This is a genomic window from Pseudomonas sp. P1.8, from assembly GCF_001269805.1.
Classification (GTDB): domain Bacteria; phylum Pseudomonadota; class Gammaproteobacteria; order Pseudomonadales; family Pseudomonadaceae; genus Aquipseudomonas.
Genome location: NZ_LHVM01000007.1, coordinates 254,626 through 274,669, shown reverse-complemented (window position 1 = coordinate 274,669; position 20,044 = coordinate 254,626). Strand labels below are relative to the sequence as shown.

19 protein-coding genes are annotated in these 20,044 nt (G+C 57.5%); 6 read left to right on the top strand and 13 right to left on the bottom strand.

Annotated elements, in window-relative coordinates:
• Position 1: 1 nt before the first annotated feature.
• The 5 genes from AD668_RS05035 to AD668_RS05015 form a co-directional block, all read right to left on the bottom strand.
• The gene (locus AD668_RS05035) at positions 2-748 is read right to left on the bottom strand and encodes a YebC/PmpR family DNA-binding transcriptional regulator (protein WP_053155325.1); all 747 of its coding nucleotides are present in this window, start codon (positions 746-748) and stop codon (positions 2-4) included.
• Between the two features lie 128 nt (positions 749-876).
• Entirely contained in the window at positions 877-2,652 is a 1,776-nt protein-coding gene (gene aspS, locus AD668_RS05030) for an aspartate--tRNA ligase (RefSeq protein WP_053155323.1), read from the bottom strand.
• Between the two features lie 108 nt (positions 2,653-2,760).
• Positions 2,761-2,982 (bottom strand): FmdB family zinc ribbon protein, encoded by a 222-nt coding sequence (locus tag AD668_RS05025; protein WP_053156051.1) that lies wholly within the window; start codon positions 2,980-2,982, stop codon positions 2,761-2,763.
• A 123-nt stretch (positions 2,983-3,105) separates the two neighbouring features.
• A complete protein-coding gene (locus tag AD668_RS05020) occupies positions 3,106-3,444 on the bottom strand; it encodes a ribbon-helix-helix domain-containing protein (RefSeq protein ID WP_053155321.1) in 339 nt (112 codons plus the stop codon).
• A gap of 267 nt (positions 3,445-3,711) precedes the next feature.
• Positions 3,712-4,182 carry a Dps family protein gene (locus AD668_RS05015; RefSeq protein WP_053155318.1) on the bottom strand — a complete coding sequence of 157 codons (471 nt, stop codon included), beginning with the start codon at positions 4,180-4,182 and terminating at the stop codon, positions 3,712-3,714.
• Positions 4,183-4,485: 303 nt separating this feature from the next.
• Here AD668_RS05015 and AD668_RS30175 point away from each other — a divergent pair, with 303 nt between their 5' ends.
• Positions 4,486-5,088 (top strand): cold-shock protein, encoded by a 603-nt coding sequence (locus tag AD668_RS30175; protein ID WP_053155316.1) that lies wholly within the window; start codon positions 4,486-4,488, stop codon positions 5,086-5,088.
• Between the two features lie 91 nt (positions 5,089-5,179).
• On the opposite strand, the gene AD668_RS05005 is transcribed toward AD668_RS30175, so the two are convergent.
• Together AD668_RS05005 and AD668_RS05000 are read right to left on the bottom strand one after the other, a co-directional pair.
• Positions 5,180-5,386: a SlyX family protein gene (locus AD668_RS05005; protein WP_053155314.1), complete on the bottom strand. Its 207-nt coding sequence runs from the start codon at positions 5,384-5,386 to the stop codon at positions 5,180-5,182.
• A gap of 3 nt (positions 5,387-5,389) precedes the next feature.
• Positions 5,390-5,815 carry an HIT domain-containing protein gene (locus AD668_RS05000; RefSeq protein WP_053155312.1) on the bottom strand — a complete coding sequence of 142 codons (426 nt, stop codon included), beginning with the start codon at positions 5,813-5,815 and terminating at the stop codon, positions 5,390-5,392.
• A 904-nt stretch (positions 5,816-6,719) separates the two neighbouring features.
• Here AD668_RS05000 and AD668_RS04995 point away from each other — a divergent pair.
• A complete protein-coding gene (locus AD668_RS04995; RefSeq protein WP_053155310.1) occupies positions 6,720-8,051 on the top strand; it encodes an OprD family porin in 1,332 nt (443 codons plus the stop codon).
• Between the two features lie 127 nt (positions 8,052-8,178).
• On the opposite strand, the gene AD668_RS04990 is transcribed toward AD668_RS04995, so the two are convergent.
• Positions 8,179-9,021, bottom strand: a complete 843-nt coding sequence (locus tag AD668_RS04990; RefSeq protein WP_053155308.1) for a mechanosensitive ion channel family protein — start codon at positions 9,019-9,021, stop codon at positions 8,179-8,181.
• Between the two features lie 136 nt (positions 9,022-9,157).
• Entirely contained in the window at positions 9,158-9,643 is a 486-nt protein-coding gene (locus AD668_RS04985) for a YajQ family cyclic di-GMP-binding protein (protein ID WP_053155306.1), read from the bottom strand.
• A 134-nt stretch (positions 9,644-9,777) separates the two neighbouring features.
• Between AD668_RS04985 and AD668_RS04980 the strand changes: the two genes are divergently transcribed.
• From AD668_RS04980 to AD668_RS04970, 3 genes are read left to right on the top strand one after another with little or no spacing between them, the layout of a single operon-like run.
• Positions 9,778-10,695: a putative 2-dehydropantoate 2-reductase gene (locus AD668_RS04980; protein ID WP_053155305.1), complete on the top strand. Its 918-nt coding sequence runs from the start codon at positions 9,778-9,780 to the stop codon at positions 10,693-10,695.
• Positions 10,696-10,740: 45 nt separating this feature from the next.
• Positions 10,741-12,777: a HAMP domain-containing sensor histidine kinase gene (locus AD668_RS04975; RefSeq protein ID WP_053155303.1), complete on the top strand. Its 2,037-nt coding sequence runs from the start codon at positions 10,741-10,743 to the stop codon at positions 12,775-12,777.
• Between the two features lie 2 nt (positions 12,778-12,779).
• On the top strand, positions 12,780-13,361 hold the full coding sequence (locus AD668_RS04970; protein WP_053155301.1) for a cob(I)yrinic acid a,c-diamide adenosyltransferase: 582 nt from the start codon (positions 12,780-12,782) through the stop codon (positions 13,359-13,361).
• 94 nt (positions 13,362-13,455) lie between these two features.
• Here AD668_RS04970 and AD668_RS04965 read toward each other — a convergent pair whose 3' ends face one another.
• The 4 genes from AD668_RS04965 to secA form a co-directional block, all read right to left on the bottom strand.
• Positions 13,456-14,406 (bottom strand): Nudix family hydrolase, encoded by a 951-nt coding sequence (locus AD668_RS04965; protein ID WP_053155299.1) that lies wholly within the window; start codon positions 14,404-14,406, stop codon positions 13,456-13,458.
• On the bottom strand, positions 14,403-15,035 hold the full coding sequence (locus AD668_RS04960) for a glutathione S-transferase family protein (RefSeq protein ID WP_053155297.1): 633 nt from the start codon (positions 15,033-15,035) through the stop codon (positions 14,403-14,405). Before AD668_RS04960 ends, AD668_RS04965 begins: the two co-directional genes overlap by 4 nt.
• Positions 15,036-15,169: 134 nt before the next feature.
• Positions 15,170-16,387, bottom strand: a complete 1,218-nt coding sequence (gene argJ, locus AD668_RS04955) for a bifunctional glutamate N-acetyltransferase/amino-acid acetyltransferase ArgJ (protein ID WP_053155295.1) — start codon at positions 16,385-16,387, stop codon at positions 15,170-15,172.
• A gap of 119 nt (positions 16,388-16,506) precedes the next feature.
• Complete coding sequence (secA, locus tag AD668_RS04950) at positions 16,507-19,242, bottom strand: preprotein translocase subunit SecA (RefSeq protein WP_053155294.1); 2,736 nt, start codon at positions 19,240-19,242, stop codon at positions 16,507-16,509.
• Between the two features lie 306 nt (positions 19,243-19,548).
• On the opposite strand from secA, the gene AD668_RS04945 reads away from it, so the two are divergent.
• Positions 19,549-20,004, top strand: a complete 456-nt coding sequence (locus AD668_RS04945; protein ID WP_053155293.1) for a DUF721 domain-containing protein — start codon at positions 19,549-19,551, stop codon at positions 20,002-20,004.
• The last annotated feature ends 40 nt before the right edge of the window (positions 20,005-20,044 follow it).

Here is a 20,044-nt window from a genome sequence, read left to right as displayed (position 1 = left end):
CTCAACCGAGCTGTGCGGCCACCGACTCCGGAATCTCCGCGTTGGAGTAGACGTTTTGCACGTCGTCCAGGTCTTCTAGCATATCGATCAGCTTGAGGACCTTCTCGGCACCCTCCAGATCGAGCTCGGCACTGGTGGTCGGCAGCATGACGATTTCTGCATCATCACCCTTGAAACCGGCCGCTTCCAGCGCGTTACGAACGGCATAGAAACCGGCAAACGAAGTGAACACGTCGATAGAACCGTCTTCGTTGGTCACCACGTCGTCAGCGTCGGCTTCCATGGCCGCTTCAATCAGCGCGTCTTCATCCACGCCGGCGGCGAAGGAAATCTGCCCCTTGCGCTCGAACAGGTAAGCCACCGAGCCGTCAGTGCCGAGATTGCCGCCGCATTTGCTGAACGCGTGGCGAACCGCAGCTGCGGTGCGATTACGGTTGTCGGTCATGCACTCGACCATCACCGCGACGCCACCCGGGCCGTAGCCCTCGTAGGTCAGTTCGACCATATCGTCGGTATCGGCGGCGCCGGCACCACGGGCGACTGCGCGGTCAATGATGTCGCGACTCATGTTCGCGCCAAGGGCCTTGTCCAACGCCAGACGCAGACGTGGGTTGGAACCTGGATCACCACCACCCTGACGGGCCGCGACGGTCAGCTCACGAATCCACTTGGTGAAAATCTTGCCTTTTTTGGCATCCTGACGTTCTTTGCGGTGCTTGATGTTCGCCCACTTGGAATGACCTGCCATATCTCGCTCCGAATTCTCTTTGAAACATTGCCCGCCGCGCTGCATTGCGTCGGCCGGCAAACAGAAATCCTGTACAGCTCTGCCTATAAAGAAAGGGCGCATCCAGAGATGCGCCCTTCTAACCAGCCTTACTCGGCCTTAGGCGTTTCGCGCAGACGAATATGCAATTCGCGCAATGCCTTGGCATCCACCTGACCCGGCGCCTGAGTCATGACATCTGCCGCGCTCTGGGTTTTCGGGAAGGCGATCACTTCACGGATCGACTGGGCGCCGGTCATCAGCATCACCAGACGGTCCAGACCGAAGGCCAGGCCACCGTGCGGCGGTGCGCCGTACTTCAGGGCGTCGAGCAGGAAGCCGAATTTCTCTTCCTGTTCCGCTTCGTTGATGCCCAGCAGACGGAACACCGACTGTTGCATCTCTTTGCGATGAATACGGATCGAACCGCCACCCAGCTCGGTACCGTTCAACACCATGTCGTAGGCACGGGACAGAGCGCCGGCCGGGTTGGCCTCAAGCTCTTGCGGCGTGCACTTCGGCGCGGTGAACGGGTGGTGCAAGGCGCTGAAGCTGCCGTCGTCGTTTTCTTCGAACATCGGGAAGTCGACGACCCACATCGGTGCCCACTCGCAAGTCAGCAGTTTCAGGTCGTGACCGAGCTTGATCCGCAGCGCACCCAGGGCTTCGCTGACGATCTTGGCCTTGTCGGCGCCGAAGAACACGATGTCGCCATCGACCGCGCCAACGCGATCGAGGATCACGTTGAGGTTGGCCTCAGGGATGTTTTTCACGATCGGCGACTGCAGACCTTCAACACCGGCAGCGCGCTCGTTGACCTTGATGTACGCCAGGCCCTTGGCACCGTAGATGCCGACGAACTTGGTGTAATCGTCGATCTGCTTGCGCGGCATGCTTGCCCCGCCCGGAACGCGCAAGGCGGCGATACGGCATTTCGGGTCGTTGGCCGGGCCGCTGAACACCTTGAAATCGACTTCCTTGAGCTGGTCGGCAACGTCAACCAGTTCCATCGGGTTACGCAGGTCAGGCTTGTCGGAACCGTAGCGGCGCATGGCTTCTTCGAAGGTCATGTGCGGGAAATCACCGAATTCCAGACCCAGCACTTCCTTGAACAGGTTGCGGATCATTTGCTCGGTCAGGCCCATGATCTCTTTTTCATCGAGGAAGCTGGTCTCGATGTCGATCTGGGTGAATTCCGGCTGGCGGTCGGCGCGCAGGTCTTCGTCGCGGAAGCACTTGGCGATCTGGTAGTAACGATCGAACCCGGCCACCATCAGCAGTTGCTTGAACAGCTGCGGCGATTGCGGCAAGGCGAAGAACGAACCAGCGTGAGTACGGCTAGGCACCAGGTAGTCACGTGCGCCTTCCGGGGTGGCACGGGTCAGGATCGGCGTCTCGACGTCGAGGAAGCCGTTCTCGTCCAGGAAGCGACGGATGCTGGTGGTCATGCGTGAACGCAGACGCAGCTTCTCGGCCATTTCCGGGCGACGCAGGTCGAGGAAGCGATAACGCAGGCGGGTTTCTTCGCCAACGTCGGAGAACTCGTTCAGTGGGAACGGCGGGGTTTCCGACTCGTTCAGCACTTCCAGTTCATAACCCAGGACTTCGATCATGCCCGACGCCATGTTGGCGTTGGTAGCACCGGCCGGACGCAGGCGAACCTTGCCGGTGATCTTCACGACGAACTCGCTGCGTACGCGGTCGGCGGCGGCAAAGCTTTCTGCACGGTCTGGATCGAACACTACCTGGGCCAGACCGTCACGATCACGGATATCGAGGAAAATCACCCCACCGTGGTCACGGCGACGGTGGACCCATCCGCAAAGGGTAATTTCCTGGCCTTCCAGGCTTTCGTTCAGTTGGCCGCAATAATGGCTGCGCATCATGGTAGTGGTTTCACTTCTCGTAATTCGAAATTCGGTTGGAGACCTTGGGCACATCCGCTGCGGGATGCTCAAGAGCTCGCACGTGTCGTTCAACTCGGGTTCCAGACCTTAGTCAGCTTTGTCGCCGCTGGCCAGATTCTTCTTGGTACCGGTCTTGAAATCGGTTTCGTACCAACCGCTGCCGCTGAGGCGGAAGCCCGGCATGGACAGCATCTTTTTAAGCTCTGGCGCCTGACAGGCAGGGCAGTCGACCAGCGGTGCATCGCTGATCTTTTGAATGGCTTCCAACTGATGACCACAGGAAGCACATTGATAATCGTACATCGGCATGGGGGTTGTCTCGGCGATCAGATTGCTACCGCGCACGCAGGGCTTTGCGGCAAAGAGCGGGATTATATCCATTAAATGCGGCCTGTGCAGCCGTAAGACTGCACAGGCCGACACTCTGCCTGTTTAATGCGATGGCTGGGACATCACCACTTCCCTGAGATTGTGCACAACACAGACGACCCGCACCAATCCACTGAAATTCTTTACCCCGCCATGGCGCAAATGTACTTCGCGATCCACGTGAGACAACAGGGTGCTTACCGTGCAGCAATTGATCCTGGCCATGTCCGCCAGAATATCCCAATAAACCTGCTCAAGTCGCAAACAGGTCGCAAAGCCGTTCAAGCGCACGGAACGAGACAAAGGCCGTACCAGCCCCATATCAAATTCACGGACGAATGGATCAATCATTATTTCACTACGTGTATTGTCCCGCCCCTGTGTTTCTCTGCCATAAACCATAACGCTGACACTCCTTTGTCATCCTCGATTTTTTATATGAGCAACTGTGTGCCACTTATAAAAACGCGGATACAAAGGTATATCCAGATGACTTTATGACCCTGATCGTAGGATAAGCCAACAACTGCTGGCAGATCATGGACAACGTCCTACTCAGGTATTTTTCCCACGCAACTTTCCGCCGATGCCTTCACTGAGAAGTGCGTAAAGATGTCGGAATAGGCAGCGCGGGCAACACCTCAATGGTGTTACCCGCGTTCAGAAGCGTTATTGGTCCAGTAACGCGCGCAACATCCACGCGGTTTTCTCGTGAACCTGCATACGCTGGGTCAGCAGATCTGCCGTCGGTTCGTCGCTGACCTTGTCGAGCAACGGGAAAATGCCTCGCGCAGTGCGTGTCACGGCTTCCTGGCCTTCGACCAATTGTTTGATCATGTCTTCTGCAGCAGGCACCCCCGCCTCCTCTTTGATAGAAGAGAGGCGCGCATAAACAGAATAAGCACCGGGTGCAGGAAACCCGAGGGCGCGAATGCGCTCGGCGATGGAATCGACCGCCAGCGCCAGTTCGGTGTACTGCTCTTCGAACATCAAGTGCAGGGTCCGAAACATGGGCCCGGTGACGTTCCAATGAAAATTATGGGTTTTCAAATAAAGAACATAGGTGTCCGACAACAGACGCGACAGTCCGTCGACGATGGACTTGCGATCCTCTTCACTGATACCGATATCGATTGCCATGTCTTTCCCCTAAAGGTGATGAATTTCATCCAACAGGTGCACAACCACTCTAGCAAGCCTGCCCTCACACCGCAGCCCCGAGATTTCGGGAACATCGCCCCTCCTTGACTAGCCGTCGGACGCCCTGATTTGAGTACCCTGCGGCTTTACTGTTAAATAGGCAGCGTGTCGTCAATGCCTATTTTTTCCGGGTGCGACGCATAGGCTGATACCGGGTACGTGTCCAACGCCTCCTATTGTTCTGAAGCGAACCGTGCGCCATCAGCTCTTCCTTGTGTGCTGTCTTAACGTGAGTTAATCAAAATGTTGAAAATCGTCCACCTGTTGATAGGTGCAGCGGCTTTGCTGCTGTCCTTCATCCCTAGCCTGCATCCCGAAGCCTTACCCTACCTGCAACAACCCGACGCCCTTTACCTGGCCTTTTTCGGCCTGCTCAACCTTACTCTTGCTCCCGTCATTCCTTACTGGAACAAAGGCCCGCGTCATCAACTGCAGAACCTGGTCAGTGCCTTGCTGGTACTGGCTGTGGTTCTGCAAACATTGACGCTGATCGCACCGATGCCCGTCATTGCCGGCCAACCCGCCGTTCTGTTCAGCCTGGTAGCGGCGCTTGTTGCCGTAGCCTTGCACCTGGCCATCAGCTTTTACAAATCATCACCTGCAACGGCATCACCAAGCTATGACATGACCAACCGCGATACCGGCACCGTCAAGTGGTTCAATACGTCGAAAGGCTTCGGCTTTATTTCCCGCGATTCCGGCGACGATATCTTCGTGCACTTCCGGGCCATTCGTGGCGAAGGACATCGCGTCCTGGTCGAAGGCCAACGCGTAGAGTTCTCTGTCATGAACCGTGACAAAGGCCTGCAAGCCGAAGACGTGATCGCCGCATTGCCACGACGCTGATTCAAGGCCATAAAAAAACCGCGAACAGCCTGACTGTTCGCGGTTTTTTTTGCTTACATCGCAATCTCAACTCACTAACGACTAACTACTACTAGTAGTGCGGCGGTGGGGCGTCTTCTTCAAAAGACTCGAACTGACCGACCATTTCCTCCTGCCGCTTGAGCAGTGCCGCCATCTGCAGCTGCAGGCGCTCAACCACCCGCTGTTGCGCCACCAGTACATCATTCAATGCCTGAATGGTGTCATCCTGAAACGCCAGACGACTTTCCAGATCAGTCACGCGCTCTTCAAGGCTCATGGCTCAGTCCTCCAAAAACGTAAAACCATCGGTCAATACCAGACGCAACCGTTCGTGAATGGCAGCGATTTGTTCCGAACCGTAAGGCTTGGCGGGATGCTTCCCCCATACCGGTGCCGGCCACGCGACGTCTTCGCGTTTGCGCACGATGACGTGCATGTGCAATTGACTGACAACATTACCCAAAGCCGCGACATTTAATTTGTCTGCGTCAAAGGCGTCCTTGAGGGTTTCCGCCAGCGCCGTGGTTTCCTGAAACAACTGCAACTGATCAGAGACATCCAACTGAAATATCTCGCTGATAGCTTCGCGACGTGGCACCAGGATGAACCAGGGATAATTCGAGTCGTTGGACAGCAGTAACCGACAGAGCGGAAAGTCTCCGATCGGCAACGTGTCTTGTTGAAGGCGTGGATCTAAATCGAACACTGTGAGCACTCCCGCCGGGGCATCATTTTCAGCTTAGCGCCCATCCCGAGAGTGGGGTGCGCCAAACGACCGGATGGCAGCATACCTGCGAATCGCACGCGCTTCACGACGAACCGATCCTGCATTTGGAAAAATAGAGGCGTGCCGCGCACTGCCATGAATCGTTTTTCGGTTGAGCGCACCATGACAGCACCGCCGCCGAGACCAAAAACATCGAAATGACTGATTGATAACGATATTTTTGCTTCAGGTGATGAGAATTTTTTTCGGTTCGAGAAAATTCAGTAAAATTTTTCGCACCAAAACCGCACAGTGCGTCTACGCTGAACGCTTCGACATCCGCCTTTTACCCACAGGCGGGGTGAACCGGTAACATTTTTGGCGGTCAGGCGGTCGACATCAACCGGGAACCATGATGTGCAACACGGAGTCAAGCCAAAAAAAAAGGCGCTTGAACCCCCCGGTTTATGAGGTTTTTTCACGACCAGTCAACGTTTTAGAAAAAAACAGCAGCACAACAGTAGTTTGTGCACGCTTGTTGCATTCATACCCACATCGCCTGATGGCGCTCCGCTGGAAGTGGAAGCCCGAAGGCAGAAAAAAACAGTGGCAAGGTAGCCCAAAGGAGATTCAAACGTTTCACCAAGGACTCTTTTTACCGACACTCAGGCGTAAAGAAACCGCACAGACGTGGTCAACCCTGTTGCGTTGGGGCTTTAAATTTGCGACATCTACCAAGCTGTTTGCGACAGGGTCGTACAGAACACGAAAGGTTAGATACGCAAGTATCGCCAACATTGTCGGCGTGATATAAGTTTGCGCCGACACAAAAAGAAAGAGCCGCCCAGATAATAAAACAGGTGGGACGGCAGTACTCTTCTAAAAACCAAAGGAGCAAATCACGATGCGCGTGATGAAGTGGAGCATGATCGCACTGGCAGTTGCAGCAGCAGCCAGTACCCAATTGGCTACGGCCGCCCCTTTCGTAAGTGACCAGGCTGAAGCCAAAGGTATTGTTGAAGACAGCACGCTGAACTTGCTGGTTCGCAACTACTACTTCAACCGTGATAACAAAGATTCCGGCAGCCGTGACCAGAAAGACTGGACCCAAGGCATCTGGGGCAACTTCAGCTCTGGCTACACCCAAGGCCTGATCGGTGTTGGCGTTGATGCATTCGGTTACCTGGCAATCAAGCTCGACGGCACCGACGAGAATGCAGGGTCGGGCAACCTGAGCCTCAACGACCAAGGCCAGAACAAAGACAGCCAGGGTAAAGCTGGCGGCGCTCTGAAGCTTCGCGTTTCCAAGACCGAGCTGAAAATGGGTGACATGCAGCCGAGCACCGCTCCGGTATTCGCTGTCGGCGGCTCCCGCATCCTTCCGCAAACTGCGAGCGGCTTCCAGCTGCAGAGCAGCGAAATCCAGAACCTTGACCTCGAAGCCGGTCATTTCTACTCGGGCACCAGCCAGAACGCCAACTCCCGTGAAGGCGGCTTGTATGCTACCTACGCTGGCGAGGAAGCCAACTCCATCGACTACGCTGGTGGCAAATGGGGCATCACCGACAACCTGAGTGCATCGCTGTACGGCGCCAAGCTGGAAGACATCTGGAACCAGTACTACGCCAACCTGAACTACACCATCCCGTTCACTGACAGTGAGTCGCTGAACCTGGACGGTAACATCTACAACACCGAAGATACCGGTGACGCTAAAGCCGGCGCTATCAGCAACACCGCGTTCTCCCTGGCCGCTGCTTTCTCGTTCCTGCAGGCACACACCATTACCGTGGCCTTCCAGAAAATCAACGGCGACACCCCGTTCGACTACATCGGCGTGGGTGACAACAACAAGGGTGGCGACTCGATCTTCCTCGCCAACTCCATCCAGTACTCTGACTTCAACGCACCAAACGAGAAGTCTGCCCAGGTTCGTTACGACCTGAAAATGGCTGAGTACGGCGTTCCAGGTCTGAGCTTCATGACCCGTTACGTGAAAGGTTGGGACATCGACGGTACCAACACTCCAGCAGGCAGTTCTTACGAAGGTTTCTACGGTGCAGATGGCAAGCACAACGAAACCAACTTTGAAGCCAAATACGTAGTTCAGTCTGGCCCAGCCAAGGACCTGTCCTTCCGTATCCGTCAGGCATGGCACTTCGCTAATGCCGACGAAGGCGAAGGCGACGTGAAAGAGTTCCGTTTCATCGTCGACTACCCGCTGTCGGTTTTGTAATCGCATCCAGTTAGTTTGCGGTAACAAACAAAAGGCCCATCTTCGGATGGGCCTTTTTTATTACTTGTTGTACGAGGTTCAACCAATACAGGCCTGACCAAACAGTCAGGCCTGTATTAAATACACTTCACTGCACCGCAGATTCCTGAACCACACGAATAACCCGCTGTGGAAATGGAATATCGATACCCGCATCCCGGAGGCGGTCACGGGACAATTCATTGAACATGAACATCACGTCCCAGTAATCAGCCGTCTTGACCCACACACGCAGGGAAACAGTGATCGAACTGTCGCCCAGGGTCGAAATCACGGCCTGAGGCTCGGGATCGGTCAACACGCGTGGATCCTTGGCCAGCTCCAGCAATACTTGACGGGCCTTTTGCAGATCCGCTTCGTAATCAACACCCACATCGAAGACAACCTTGCGGGTCGGCTGACGGTTGGTGTTGGTGATGATGCCGTTCGACAGATTGCCGTTGGGTACGATGATGGTTTTGTTGTCGCCCGTGCGCAGGACAGTGTGAAAAATCTGAATACTGTCGACGGTCCCGGCAACACCCTGGGCCTCGATCCAGTCACCGATACGGAACGGACGGAACAACAGAATCAGCACGCCACCGGCGAAGTTTGCCAGGCTCCCCTGCAAGGCCAGACCGATGGCCAAACCTGCCGCACCGATCGCCGCGACAAACGAGGTGGTTTCCACACCGATCATCGACGCCACGCTGACAATCAGCAGAACCTTGAGAATGATGTTTGCCAGGCTGCTGATGAACCCTTGCAGCGCCAGATCTGCATTACGCAGCGCCAGCAGGCCGCCGAGCTTTTGCGTGACCTTGTTGATCAGCCACCAGCCGATAGCCAGGGTGATCACCGCCAACAGTACGCGACTGCCGTACTCCATGATCATCGGGATCCAGGCTTGGGAAGCCTTGACCAGATTGTCTACTTCAGCATTTAAGTCCATCTGCTTTCTCCTGTTTTCCGGCTATCCGGCACGCGAAAAATAGCGGCAGAAAGACCGAACCGCCACGGGCTCAATCGTTTCTGCCGTTGCTTGGGCCTCGGACGCCGAAAACGCCGAGAGGTTCCCGCTTCGAAAATCAGTCGCGGAAGTTGTTGAACTGCAGCGGCATGCCGAATTCCTTGGCTCGCAGCGCGGCAATGGCTTCCTGCAAGTCGTCACGCTTTTTGCCGGTAATGCGCACCTGTTCGCCCTGAATGGCGGCCTGGACCTTGAGCTTGGCATCCTTGACGTGAGCAACGATTTTCTTGGCCAGCTCTTTGTCGATGCCTTCCTTGAGAACGGCTTCCTGCTTCATCAATTTACCCGACGCAAACGCATCCTTGACCTCAAGGCACTGCACGTCGATCTTGCGCTTGACCAGCGCCAGCTTGAGGATCTCAATCATTGCTTCAAGCTGGAAATCCGCTTCAGCGGTCAGATTGACGGTCAGGTCTTTTTCCTTGAACTCGAAGCTGCCCTTGCCTTTCAGGTCATAGCGACGATCGAGTTCCTTGACGGCGTTCTCGACCGCGTTGGTGACTTCGTGTTTGTCCAGTTCGGATACCACGTCGAACGACGGCATGTAATCTCTCCAAATAAAAGGCGCGCCGAGAAAGCACGCCTTGCTTGCGGTTAAAATCCGCGCTGATTATAACGGGTCTTTTCCATCATTCACTGCGAGCCTCCGATGCGCGCTTCAAACAGAGCAAAAAGTTGATGTCCACCACCTGGCATGTTCTGGGCGCCGGTAGCCTCGGCACTTTATGGGCGACACGTCTGGCACGGTCCGGAGCGCCGGTCAGATTGATTCTGCGTGATACCGCGCGACTGCAGGCCTACGAGGCCGCTGGCGGACTGACGCTCGTGGAACACGGTGAAACACAACGCTTTGCCGTACCCGCCGAAACACCCGAAAGCATTGAACCGATCAGCCGACTGTTGGTGGCCTGCAAAGCCTACGACGCCGAAGCGGCGGTTGCCAAACTGGCGCCGCGCCTGGCGCCGGGTACCGAGGTGATCCTGTTGCAAAACGGTCTGGGCAGTCAGGACGCCGTAGCAATGCAGGTTCCACAGGCGCGCTGCATTTTTGCGTCGAGTACCGAGGGTGCCTTTCGCGATGGTGACTGGCGGGTGGTGTTTGCAGGGCACGGCTTCACCTGGCTCGGGGATACCTGCCACCCGGTCGCGCCGATCTGGCTGGAAGACTTGAGCACAGCCGGCATTCCCCATGAATGGAACACGGAAATTCTGACGAGGCTGTGGCGAAAACTCGCGCTCAACTGCGCGATCAATCCGCTGACGGTGCTGCACGATTGCCGCAATGGCGTCTTACAAGACCACCACTGCGAAGTCGCTACCCTGTGTAGCGAACTGACGGAGTTGCTTGAGCGTTGCGGACAGCCTGCCGCCGCCGAAAACCTGCTGTCGGAAGTCGAACGCGTGATTCACGCGACCGCTGCCAATTATTCCTCGATGCATCAGGATGTTACGAGCCAGCGTCGTACCGAGATCAGTTACCTGCTCGGTTACGCCTGCAAAGTCGCGGAACGTCATCAGCTGACACTGCCCCACCTCACTCAATTGCAACAACGCCTTATCACCCGTCTGCACAGCCTTGGATTGCCCAGCGACTGAGCAGCGGCTACGCTGGCCACTTGTTCCTATTCAGCGAAGAACCTGATGCCATTGCGCCAGCGTCTTGAAAACCTGCCTGTCGGCCAGAAACTTCTGGCCGCCCTGCTGGTGCTGTTGACCACCGTCCTGCTCGTGGCCAACCTGACATTTATCAGCGCCGCGTACTACATCTCGCAGGAAAGCATGGCGCCTCAAGCCTTGCAGACGATCGGCCGCCTGATCTCCAACCCCAGCCTGGTGTCCGAGGCACTCCAATCGCCGCAAAGCGCCGAGCGCCTGCTCAATGAGCTCAATGCCTATTCGCCGTTGCGCGCGGCTGCTCTCTATGACGGCAAGGGCGAGCAGCTCGCGCAATTGCAGCATGGCGAAAAGCTGGAACTGCCCAAACGCTACCGGCATATCGAAGCCTGGCAGGCTACCGAGTTTCGCAGCAATCAAGTCATCACCCTGCCCCGCCCGGGCACCGCTCCCGGGCATTTGCTGCTGGTCGCCAGCAGCGAACTGCCCGTCGCCTTCTATACAGGGACTCTGACCGCGAGCCTCGGCATCCTGATTTTCAGCGTGCTGCTGTGGCTGGTGATCGCTCGCCAGATCAAGCGCCTGATCACCCGACCGATCCATCAGCTCGAAGAGCTGTCCCGACAAGTGACCCGCGAAGAGAATTACGCGTTGCGCGCCTCGCGCGGCAACCACGATGAAATCGGCAGTCTCGCGGAAGCGTTCAACACCATGCTCTCGCGCATCGAAGCCCGGGAGCAGCAGCTCAAACGGGCGCGGGACGACTCACAGGCGGCTTACGACCAGGCCCAGGGTCTAGCCGAAGAAACCCGGCATACCAATCGCAAGCTGGAACTTGAAGTCCAGGTGCGCAGCAAGATCGAAAAGAAACTCACCGGCTTCCAGAATTACCTCAACAGCATCATCGACTCCATGCCGTCAGCGCTGATTGCACTCGACGAACAGCTTTACGTGACGCAATGGAATCAGGAGGCCAGCGCCCTGTCCGGCACGCGTCTGGACGAAGCCTTGAATCAGCCGATCTTCCTGGCTTTCGAGCCGCTCAAGCCGTTTTTGCCGCAGCTCAAGCAAACCGTTGAGCAACACATGGTGGCCAAGATCGAACGGGTTACCTGGGTCAAGGACGAGGACCCCCGGCACTACGCCCTGACGTTCTATCCGCTCATGGGGGGCGCAGGGCGCGGCGTGGTGATCAGGATCGACGACATCACCCAGCGCCTGTCCCTGGAAGAAATGATGGTGCAGTCAGAGAAAATGCTCTCGGTCGGCGGTCTTGCCGCCGGCATGGCCCATGAGATCAATAACCCGTTGGGTGCGATCCTGCACAACGTGCAAAACATTCGACGACGCCTGTCGCCTGAACTGCCAAAAAACATCGAAGTGGCGGAACAGGCCAACATCGAACTGGCGACGGTGAACCAGTATCTGCAAATCCGCGAAGTGCCGCAGTTACTCGACGGCATCCAGCAGGCCGGCGCCAGGGCAGCAAAAATCGTTACCCACATGCTCAGTTTCAGCCGCCGCAGCACCCGACAAATGGCCCCGTGCGATTTACCTGCACTGATTGATCAAGCCGTGGAAATTGCCGGCAACGATTTCGATCTGGCCATCGGTTTCGACTTCAAGGGCCAGGCAATCATCCGCCAGTTCGACCCGGCGCTGGGGCCGGTGCCGGGCACTGCGAACGAACTGGAGCAAGTTTTGCTCAATCTGCTGAAAAACGCCGCGCAAGCCATTCACCAGCGCGAAGACGACAGCGAACCGGGGCGGATCATTCTGCGCACCCGACTCAATCCGCCGTGGGCGGAAATCCAGGTCGAGGACAACGGCATCGGCATGAGCGAAAGCGTGCGCAAACGCACGTTCGAACCGTTTTTCACTACCAAGGAAATCGGCCAGGGCACAGGCCTTGGCCTGTCAGTGTCGTATTTCATCATCACCAACAACCACAAGGGTCAGATGGAAGTGCAATCAACCCTGGGCCAAGGCACCTGTTTCACCTTGCGCCTGCCATTGGCAAGCACCCCGCTTGTTTCTCAAGAACTCAATCAGCTAACGAGGTAACCATGGGTTTTCGCCTGTCGAAGATTTACACCCGCACCGGTGACAAAGGTGAAACCGGTTTGGGCGACGGCCGTCGCGTGCCCAAGGATCACCCGCGAATCGAGGCGATTGGTGAGGTCGACACACTCAACAGTCAGGTCGGCGTGCTGCTGGCCGGATTGGCGGCAGAAACAGGCACATGTCCAGGCTTGCACGAAGTGATCGAGGTGTTGGCACCTTGTCAGCACCGCTTGTTCGATCTGGGTGGCGAGCTGGCGATGCCGGTTTATCAAGCACTGAACGCAGCGGAAATCGAGCGTCTGGAAGCGGCGATCGATGTATGGAACGAAGAGCTGGGGCCGCTTGAGAATTTCATCTTGCCGGGAGGCTCGGCGCTGATTGCCCAGGCCCATGTCTGCCGCAGCCTTGCCCGCAGTGCCGAGCGAAGATGCCAGCAATTGAATGCGATCGAGCCGTTGGCCGGGGTTGGCCTTGCGTACATCAATCGGTTGTCGGATTTGTTGTTTGTCGTGGCGCGAGTGATTGCCAAGCGCCAAGGGATTGCCGAGATTCTTTGGCAGGCCGCGGCAAAACCGGGGGTTTAGTCTGCGCCTGACAGGCTGCTTTCGCCGGCAAGCCGGCTCCTACAAGTGTGCCTAAATCCGTAGGAGCCGGCTTGCTGGCGAAGAGTCCAGCAAACTACACCAAAGAATCAGGCCAGAACGCCCGAATCCCCGCCACACCTTGGGCCCCCGCCGCCCAGGCTTTTTGCAACTCTGCCGGACCCACACCACCGAGCAGGAACACCGGTTTGCTGAATCCGTCGATCAGGCTCGACGCCTGCTCCCAGCCCAACGGCTGCGCATCAGGGTGAGTCAGGGTTGGCTGCACGGGCGACAAGGTGACAAAATCCACGCCCATCTGTTCGGCCAGCGCCAGCTCTTCAGCGTTGTGGCAGGACGCCGCCAACCAGCGCGAGGCTGGCAATGGTCGACCGGCCGCTGCGTACTTGCGCAATTGAGCCGAGGTGATGTGCCAGCCAGCTGACGGGAAATCGCCCAGCCACTCGAACGGCCCCTTGATCATCAACTGTGCCTTACCGGCGCACAGGCCCACGGCATCCACCGCCAGATCGCGATACTGCGGATCGTAGCCGTTCGGCGCCCGCAACTGGATCAGCCTGATGCCACCGGCGATGGCTTTCTGAATACCACGCAATAGAGCCGGTGTTTCCAGGTCTTCCGGGGTAATCAGGTACTGCGAAGACAACCGGGCTGCCGCCACAATCGGCTGATTGGCCGCCGGGAACTCATACCCCGACAGATCACGCACAGACACCCAGGCCAGTGGTTGACCTTCGGCGCCATGGGGCTCACCGCTAAATGCCGACACTTCCCAGACATCCAGCAACACCTGCTTGTCCGGATAGTCATGACGGACCTTGATCATCGGACGCGCCGCGCTGACCACGATCCCCAGCTCTTCCTTGAGTTCGCGTGCGAGCGCGGTTTCAACCGACTCGTCGGCCTCGACCTTGCCACCGGGAAATTCCCACAGACCGCCCTGATGCTGGGAATCGGCACGCCGGGCAATCAGGATATTGCCACTGCCATCACGGATGACGGCCGCGGCTACATGGACTCTTTTCACCTTTGCAGTTCCTCCAGTCCGGCCTTCTGCCAGGCCTTGAAGGCGGGCCATTGGTAGAGGGTTTCGACGTAGGCTTCGTCAATCGTGGACAGTTTCACCCGGTAGGTGCGCAGGCGCACAGCAATCGGGGCGAAAAACGCATCGGCCAGACTGACACGACCAAACAGGTAAGGTCCGGATTCGGTCGCGACGGCACGGCACTCGGCCCACAACGCCGACATGCGCTCGATGTCCGCCTGCACATCAGCTGGAATCGGTGACAGGGGTGCATCGTGACTCAGATCAAACGGCATGTTGGCGCGCATGCCAAAGAACCCCGCATGCATCTGTGCGCACGCCGAACGCGCCTGGGCACGGGCGGCGGTATCTTTTGGCCAAAGTCCGGCTTGCGGGAATTGCTCTGCCAGGTACTCGGCAATCGCCAGGGAGTCGGCGACCGTACCGTGTTGGGTTTTCAGCAGCGGGACTTTACCGGTCGGCGAATGCTTGAGCAGACGCTCGCGGGTATCCGGCTGGTTCAGCTTGATCAGTTCTTCGCTGTAGGCAGTACCGGTCAAATCCAGAGCCAGAGCGCCGCGCAGGGACCAGGAAGAAAGCAGTTTGTCGCCGATGATCAGGTGATAACTCATGTTCAAGCATCCTCAAGCCATATAGATCACCCTGTAGGAGCTGGCTTGCCAGCGAAAGCGTCATCAGCTTCGATACATTGATCGCGGCAAAAGACGCCTTCGCCAGCAAGCCGACTCCTACGGGTTATGGGTCGTTACGTACGGTACTCGGCGTTGATCTTCACGTATTCGTGGGACAGGTCGGTGGTCCAGATGGTTTCGCTGCAATCGCCGCGTCCCAGCTCGATACGGATAGTGATTTCTTCCTGCTGCATCACCGCTGCGCCCTGGGCTTCGGTGTAGGTCGCAGCACGCGCGCCACGGCTGGCGATGCACACTTCGCCGAGGAACACGTCAATCTTGCTCACGTCCAGGTTCGGTACACCAGCACGACCCACAGCAGCCAGGATACGGCCCCAGTTCGGGTCGGAAGCGAACAGCGCGGTCTTGATCAGCGGCGAATGGGCCACGGTGTAACCGACGTCCAGGCATTCCTGGTGGTTGCCGCCGCCATTGACTTCAACAGTCACGAACTTGGTCGCGCCTTCGCCATCGCGAACAATGGCCTGGGCCACGTCCATGCAGACTTCGAACACCGCTTGCTTGAGCTTGGCGAACAGCTCGCCTTCGGCGCGGGTGATTTCCGGCAGCGCAGCCTGACCGGTGGCGATCAGCATGCAGCAGTCGTTGGTCGAGGTGTCGCCGTCGATGGTAATGCGGTTGAACGACTTGTTGGCGCCATCCAGCATCAGGTTTTGCAGCACGTCGCGAGCGACTTTGGCGTCGGTGGCGATGTAGCCGAGCATGGTTGCCATGTTCGGACGGATCATGCCGGCGCCTTTGCTGATACCCGTGACGGTAATGGTCACGCCGTCATGCTCGAATTGGCGGCTGGCGCCCTTCGGCAGGGTGTCGGTGGTCATGATGCCGGTGGCGGCAGCTTCCCAGTTGTTGACCGACAGGTCATCGAGGGCCGCTTGCAGCGCACCTTCGATTTTCTCCACAGGCAGCGGCTCGCCGATCACACCGGTGGAATACGGCAGCACCTGGCTGGCATCGACTCCGGTCAACTCGGCCAGTTTCGCGCAAGTACGCTCGGCTGCGGCCAGGCCTGGTTCGCCGGTGCCGGCGTTGGCATTGCCGGTGTTGGTCAGCAGATAGCGCACCGGGCCTTGCACGCGTTGTTTGGCCAGGATCACCGGTGCGGCGCAAAAGGCGTTCAGGGTGAACACGCCGGCAACCGTGGAGCCTTCAACACAGCGCATGACCACAACATCCTTGCGCCCCGGGCGCTTGATGCCGGCCGAGGCGATACCGAGTTCAAAACCGGCAACCGGGTGCAACGTTGGCAAAGGACCAAGACCAACAGCCATGAATGCGCTCCTTTAAATGATGTCAGCACCGTTTCAGGATAAACGGTGGTTTGAATGGCAAAACGCCGCGACGGCAAAAGCCGGTCGCGGCGCGGGTATTTCAGCGTTTGAAACGGGTTTTACTGGATCTGCCCGTGGCAATGCTTGAACTTCTTGCCCGAACCGCAGTAGCACAGCTCGTTGCGACCCAGCTTGTGTTCGGCGCGAACCGGAGCGGCGGCCAGGACCACATCGATCTCTTCGCCCAACACTTCCGGTTGCTCCAGACCTGGGGCTTCTTCATGCAGGAACTGCATGCGGGCCGCCAAAGCTTCGGCTTCCTCGCGCAGGCGCTGCTCTTCTTCGATCGGATCTTCGCGGCGAACCTGAACGTGGGACAGCACACGGATCGAGTCGCGCTTGATCGAATCCAGCAGCTCGGAGAACAGCGTGAACGACTCGCGCTTGTATTCCTGCTTCGGATTCTTCTGGGCATAACCACGCAAGTGGATACCGTGACGCAGGTGATCCATGGTCGACAGGTGATCTTTCCACAGGTCGTCCAGCACGCGCAAAACGATTTGCTTCTCGAAGGAGCGCAGCGCTTCGGCGCCCGCCTGGTCTTCTTTCTCGTTGTACGCGGCGATGAGTTCCTGCATCAGTTTTTCACGCAGGGTTTCTTCGTACAGGTGATCGTCTTCGTCGAGCCACTGCTGGATCGGCAGCGCGACACCGAAGTCACTTTGCAACGTAGCCTCAAGACCCGCCACATCCCACTGCTCAGGCAACGATTGCGGAGGAATGTGGGCGCTGACGGTGGCGTTGAGCACGTCCTGACGGAAGTCGGCGATGGTCTCGCCGATATTGTCGGCGGCCAGCAACGTGTTACGCATGTGATAGATCACTTTACGCTGTTCGTTGTTGACGTCGTCGAACTCGAGCAGTTGTTTACGAATGTCGAAGTTGCGGCCTTCAACCTTGCGCTGAGCCTTTTCGATGGCGTTGGTCACCATGCGGTGCTCGATCGCTTCGCCAGGCTGCATGCCCAGGGCCTTCATGAAGTTCTTCACCCGGTCAGAGGCAAAGATGCGCATCAGGCTGTCTTCCAGGGACAGGTAGAAACGGCTGGAACCGGCGTCGCCCTGACGACCGGCACGACCACGCAGCTGGTTGTCGATACGGCGCGATTCATGACGCTCGGAGGCGATCACCTGCAAGCCGCCCGACTCGAGCACTTGCTGGTGACGCTTCTGCCAGTCGGCCTTGATCTGGGCAATCTGCTCAGGGGTCGGGTCTTCCAGCGATGCCACTTCCACTTCCCAGTTACCGCCCAACAGGATGTCGGTACCACGACCGGCCATGTTGGTAGCAATTGTCAGCGCGCCTGGGCGGCCGGCCTGGGCGATGATCTCGGCTTCTTTTTCGTGGAACTTGGCGTTCAGGACCTTGTGTTCGATGCCTTCTTTCACGAGCAGGCTCGACATGTGCTCGGAGGTTTCGATGGTCGCGGTACCCACCAGAACCGGACGGCCGGCAGCCATGCTTTCCTTGATGTCGGCCACGATCGCGGCGTATTTCTCGTCGGCGGTCAGGAACACCAGGTCGTTGTAGTCCTTACGGGCCAACGGCTTGTTCGGTGGAATGACCATGACCTGCAGGCCATAGATCTGGTGGAATTCGAACGCTTCAGTGTCGGCCGTACCAGTCATGCCGGACAGTTTGTTGTACAGACGGAAGTAGTTCTGGAACGTGGTCGATGCCAGGGTCTGACTCTCGGCCTGGATGTTCAGGTTTTCCTTGGCCTCGATGGCCTGGTGCAGGCCCTCGGACAAACGACGGCCCGGCATGGTGCGACCGGTGTGTTCGTCGACCAGGACAACCTGACCGTCCTGCACAATGTACTCGACGTTGCGGTGGAACAGCTTGTGCGCACGCAGGCCGGCATAAACGTGAGTCAGCAGGCTCAGGTTGTGCGCCGAGTACAGGCTTTCGCCTTCAGCCAGCAGGCCGAGGGAGGTTAGCGACTCTTCAACGAACTGGTGACCGGCTTCGTTGAGCTCTACCTGGCGGGTCTTCTCGTCGACAGTGTAATGGCCAGCCTTGGTGACTTCGCCTTCGACTTCTTCGACATGCAATTCCAGCCGCGGGATCAGTTTGTTGATCTCGATGTACAGCTTGGAGCTGTCCTCGGCCTGACCGGAAATGATCAGCGGGGTACGGGCTTCGTCGATGAGGATGGAGTCGACTTCGTCGATCACGGCAAAATTGAGTTCGCGCTGGAATTTTTCTTCCATGCTGAACGCCATGTTGTCGCGCAGGTAATCGAAACCGAATTCGTTGTTGGTGCCGTAGGTGATGTCGGAGGCGTAGGCGGCGCGCTTCTCTTCCGGCGGCTGGAACGGCGTGACCACGCCGACCGTCAGGCCGAGGAATTCGTACAACGGACGCATCCAGTTGGCGTCACGACGGGCCAGGTAGTCGTTCACCGTCACTACGTGCACGCCTTTGCCGGACAGTGCGTTGAGGTAAACGCCCAGTGTTGCCACCAGGGTCTTGCCTTCACCGGTACGCATTTCCGCGATCATGCCTTCATGCAAGGTCATGCCGCCGATCAGCTGGACGTCGAAGTGACGCATGCCCATGACACGCTTACCGGCTTCACGGGCGACCGCAAAGGCTTCTGGCAGCAGTTTGTCGAGGGTCTCCCCTTTGGCGATGCGGGCCTTGAACTCGTCTGTCTTGGCACGCAATTGATCGTCCGAAAGGGCCACCATTTGCTCTTCGAAGGCATTGACGAGTTGCACCGTCTTGAGCATGCGTTTGACTTCACGCTCATTCTTGCTTCCAAAAAGTTTCTTTAACAAAGGCGCAAACATATCGGCAGGATCTTCCACACTAAAGGGATGGAGGGCGGCCCCGTGAGTCGCCCGTGCAGCCCTCATGGCCGCATGCGAACGAGCATTCTACCCGGAAACGGTGGTGAGGAAAGTGGCGAAATTCCACGATGCTGGCACTGCGCTTTGACGGGGCTCACTTAAAATAAGGGCGTTTTGCTCAACTTCAACCCATTCAAGGAAGAAGTTAGTTGTTGATTTAATGGGTAAAGCACACCCAAAAGCAATGGGCGGGTTGATCCGTGCTTTCTGCTACCATGGCGTCTCTGTTACTTCAGGTGTCTGATCATGGCGTTTCGCCCACTTACGGCTAAAGTACCTGCCGTTCTATTACGCGAAGCCAAACCGTTGAAAGCCATCCTCGGCCACGCTCAACGACTGGGTCATCTGCAGCGTCTGCTTGAAAGTCAACTGCAACCCGCCGCTCGCGAGCATTGCCACGTGGCCTCCTGGCGCGAAGGCAGTTTGTTGCTGATTGTCACCGATGGGCATTGGGCGACCCGGCTGCGTTACCAGCAAAAGCGCCTGCAGCGGCAATTGCAGATGTTCGATGAGTTTGCCAGTCTGACCCGAATCCTGTTCAAAGTTCAGCCACCGACCGTTCAGCAAGGTGCGACCGGGCATACCATGGATTTGTCCAACGTTGCGGCCGCGACCATTCAGGCCACGGCCGATGGCATCAGCGACCCGAATTTGCGGGCAGCGCTGGAGCGGCTGGCGGCGCACGCCAAATCCAAGGCTTAAAAGATCGCAGCCTTCGGCAGCTCCTACATTGGGATTGCGA

Coding starts and splice junctions, on each gene's coding strand:
- AD668_RS05035 (WP_053155325.1), bottom strand. CDS start 748: ATGGCAGGTCATTCCAAGTGGGCGAACATCAAGCACCGCAAAGAACGT.
- aspS (WP_053155323.1), bottom strand. CDS start 2,652: ATGATGCGCAGCCATTATTGCGGCCAACTGAACGAAAGCCTGGAAGGC.
- AD668_RS05025 (WP_053156051.1), bottom strand. CDS start 2,982: ATGCCGATGTACGATTATCAATGTGCTTCCTGTGGTCATCAGTTGGAA.
- AD668_RS05020 (WP_053155321.1), bottom strand. CDS start 3,444: ATGGTTTATGGCAGAGAAACACAGGGGCGGGACAATACACGTAGTGAA.
- AD668_RS05015 (WP_053155318.1), bottom strand. CDS start 4,182: ATGGCAATCGATATCGGTATCAGTGAAGAGGATCGCAAGTCCATCGTC.
- AD668_RS30175 (WP_053155316.1), top strand. CDS start 4,486: ATGTTGAAAATCGTCCACCTGTTGATAGGTGCAGCGGCTTTGCTGCTG.
- AD668_RS05005 (WP_053155314.1), bottom strand. CDS start 5,386: ATGAGCCTTGAAGAGCGCGTGACTGATCTGGAAAGTCGTCTGGCGTTT.
- AD668_RS04995 (WP_053155310.1), top strand. CDS start 6,720: ATGCGCGTGATGAAGTGGAGCATGATCGCACTGGCAGTTGCAGCAGCA.
- AD668_RS04990 (WP_053155308.1), bottom strand. CDS start 9,021: ATGGACTTAAATGCTGAAGTAGACAATCTGGTCAAGGCTTCCCAAGCC.
- AD668_RS04985 (WP_053155306.1), bottom strand. CDS start 9,643: ATGCCGTCGTTCGACGTGGTATCCGAACTGGACAAACACGAAGTCACC.
- AD668_RS04980 (WP_053155305.1), top strand. CDS start 9,778: ATGTCCACCACCTGGCATGTTCTGGGCGCCGGTAGCCTCGGCACTTTA.
- AD668_RS04975 (WP_053155303.1), top strand. CDS start 10,741: ATGCCATTGCGCCAGCGTCTTGAAAACCTGCCTGTCGGCCAGAAACTT.
- AD668_RS04970 (WP_053155301.1), top strand. CDS start 12,780: ATGGGTTTTCGCCTGTCGAAGATTTACACCCGCACCGGTGACAAAGGT.
- AD668_RS04960 (WP_053155297.1), bottom strand. CDS start 15,035: ATGAGTTATCACCTGATCATCGGCGACAAACTGCTTTCTTCCTGGTCC.
- argJ (WP_053155295.1), bottom strand. CDS start 16,387: ATGGCTGTTGGTCTTGGTCCTTTGCCAACGTTGCACCCGGTTGCCGGT.
- secA (WP_053155294.1), bottom strand. CDS start 19,242: ATGTTTGCGCCTTTGTTAAAGAAACTTTTTGGAAGCAAGAATGAGCGT.
- AD668_RS04945 (WP_053155293.1), top strand. CDS start 19,549: ATGGCGTTTCGCCCACTTACGGCTAAAGTACCTGCCGTTCTATTACGC.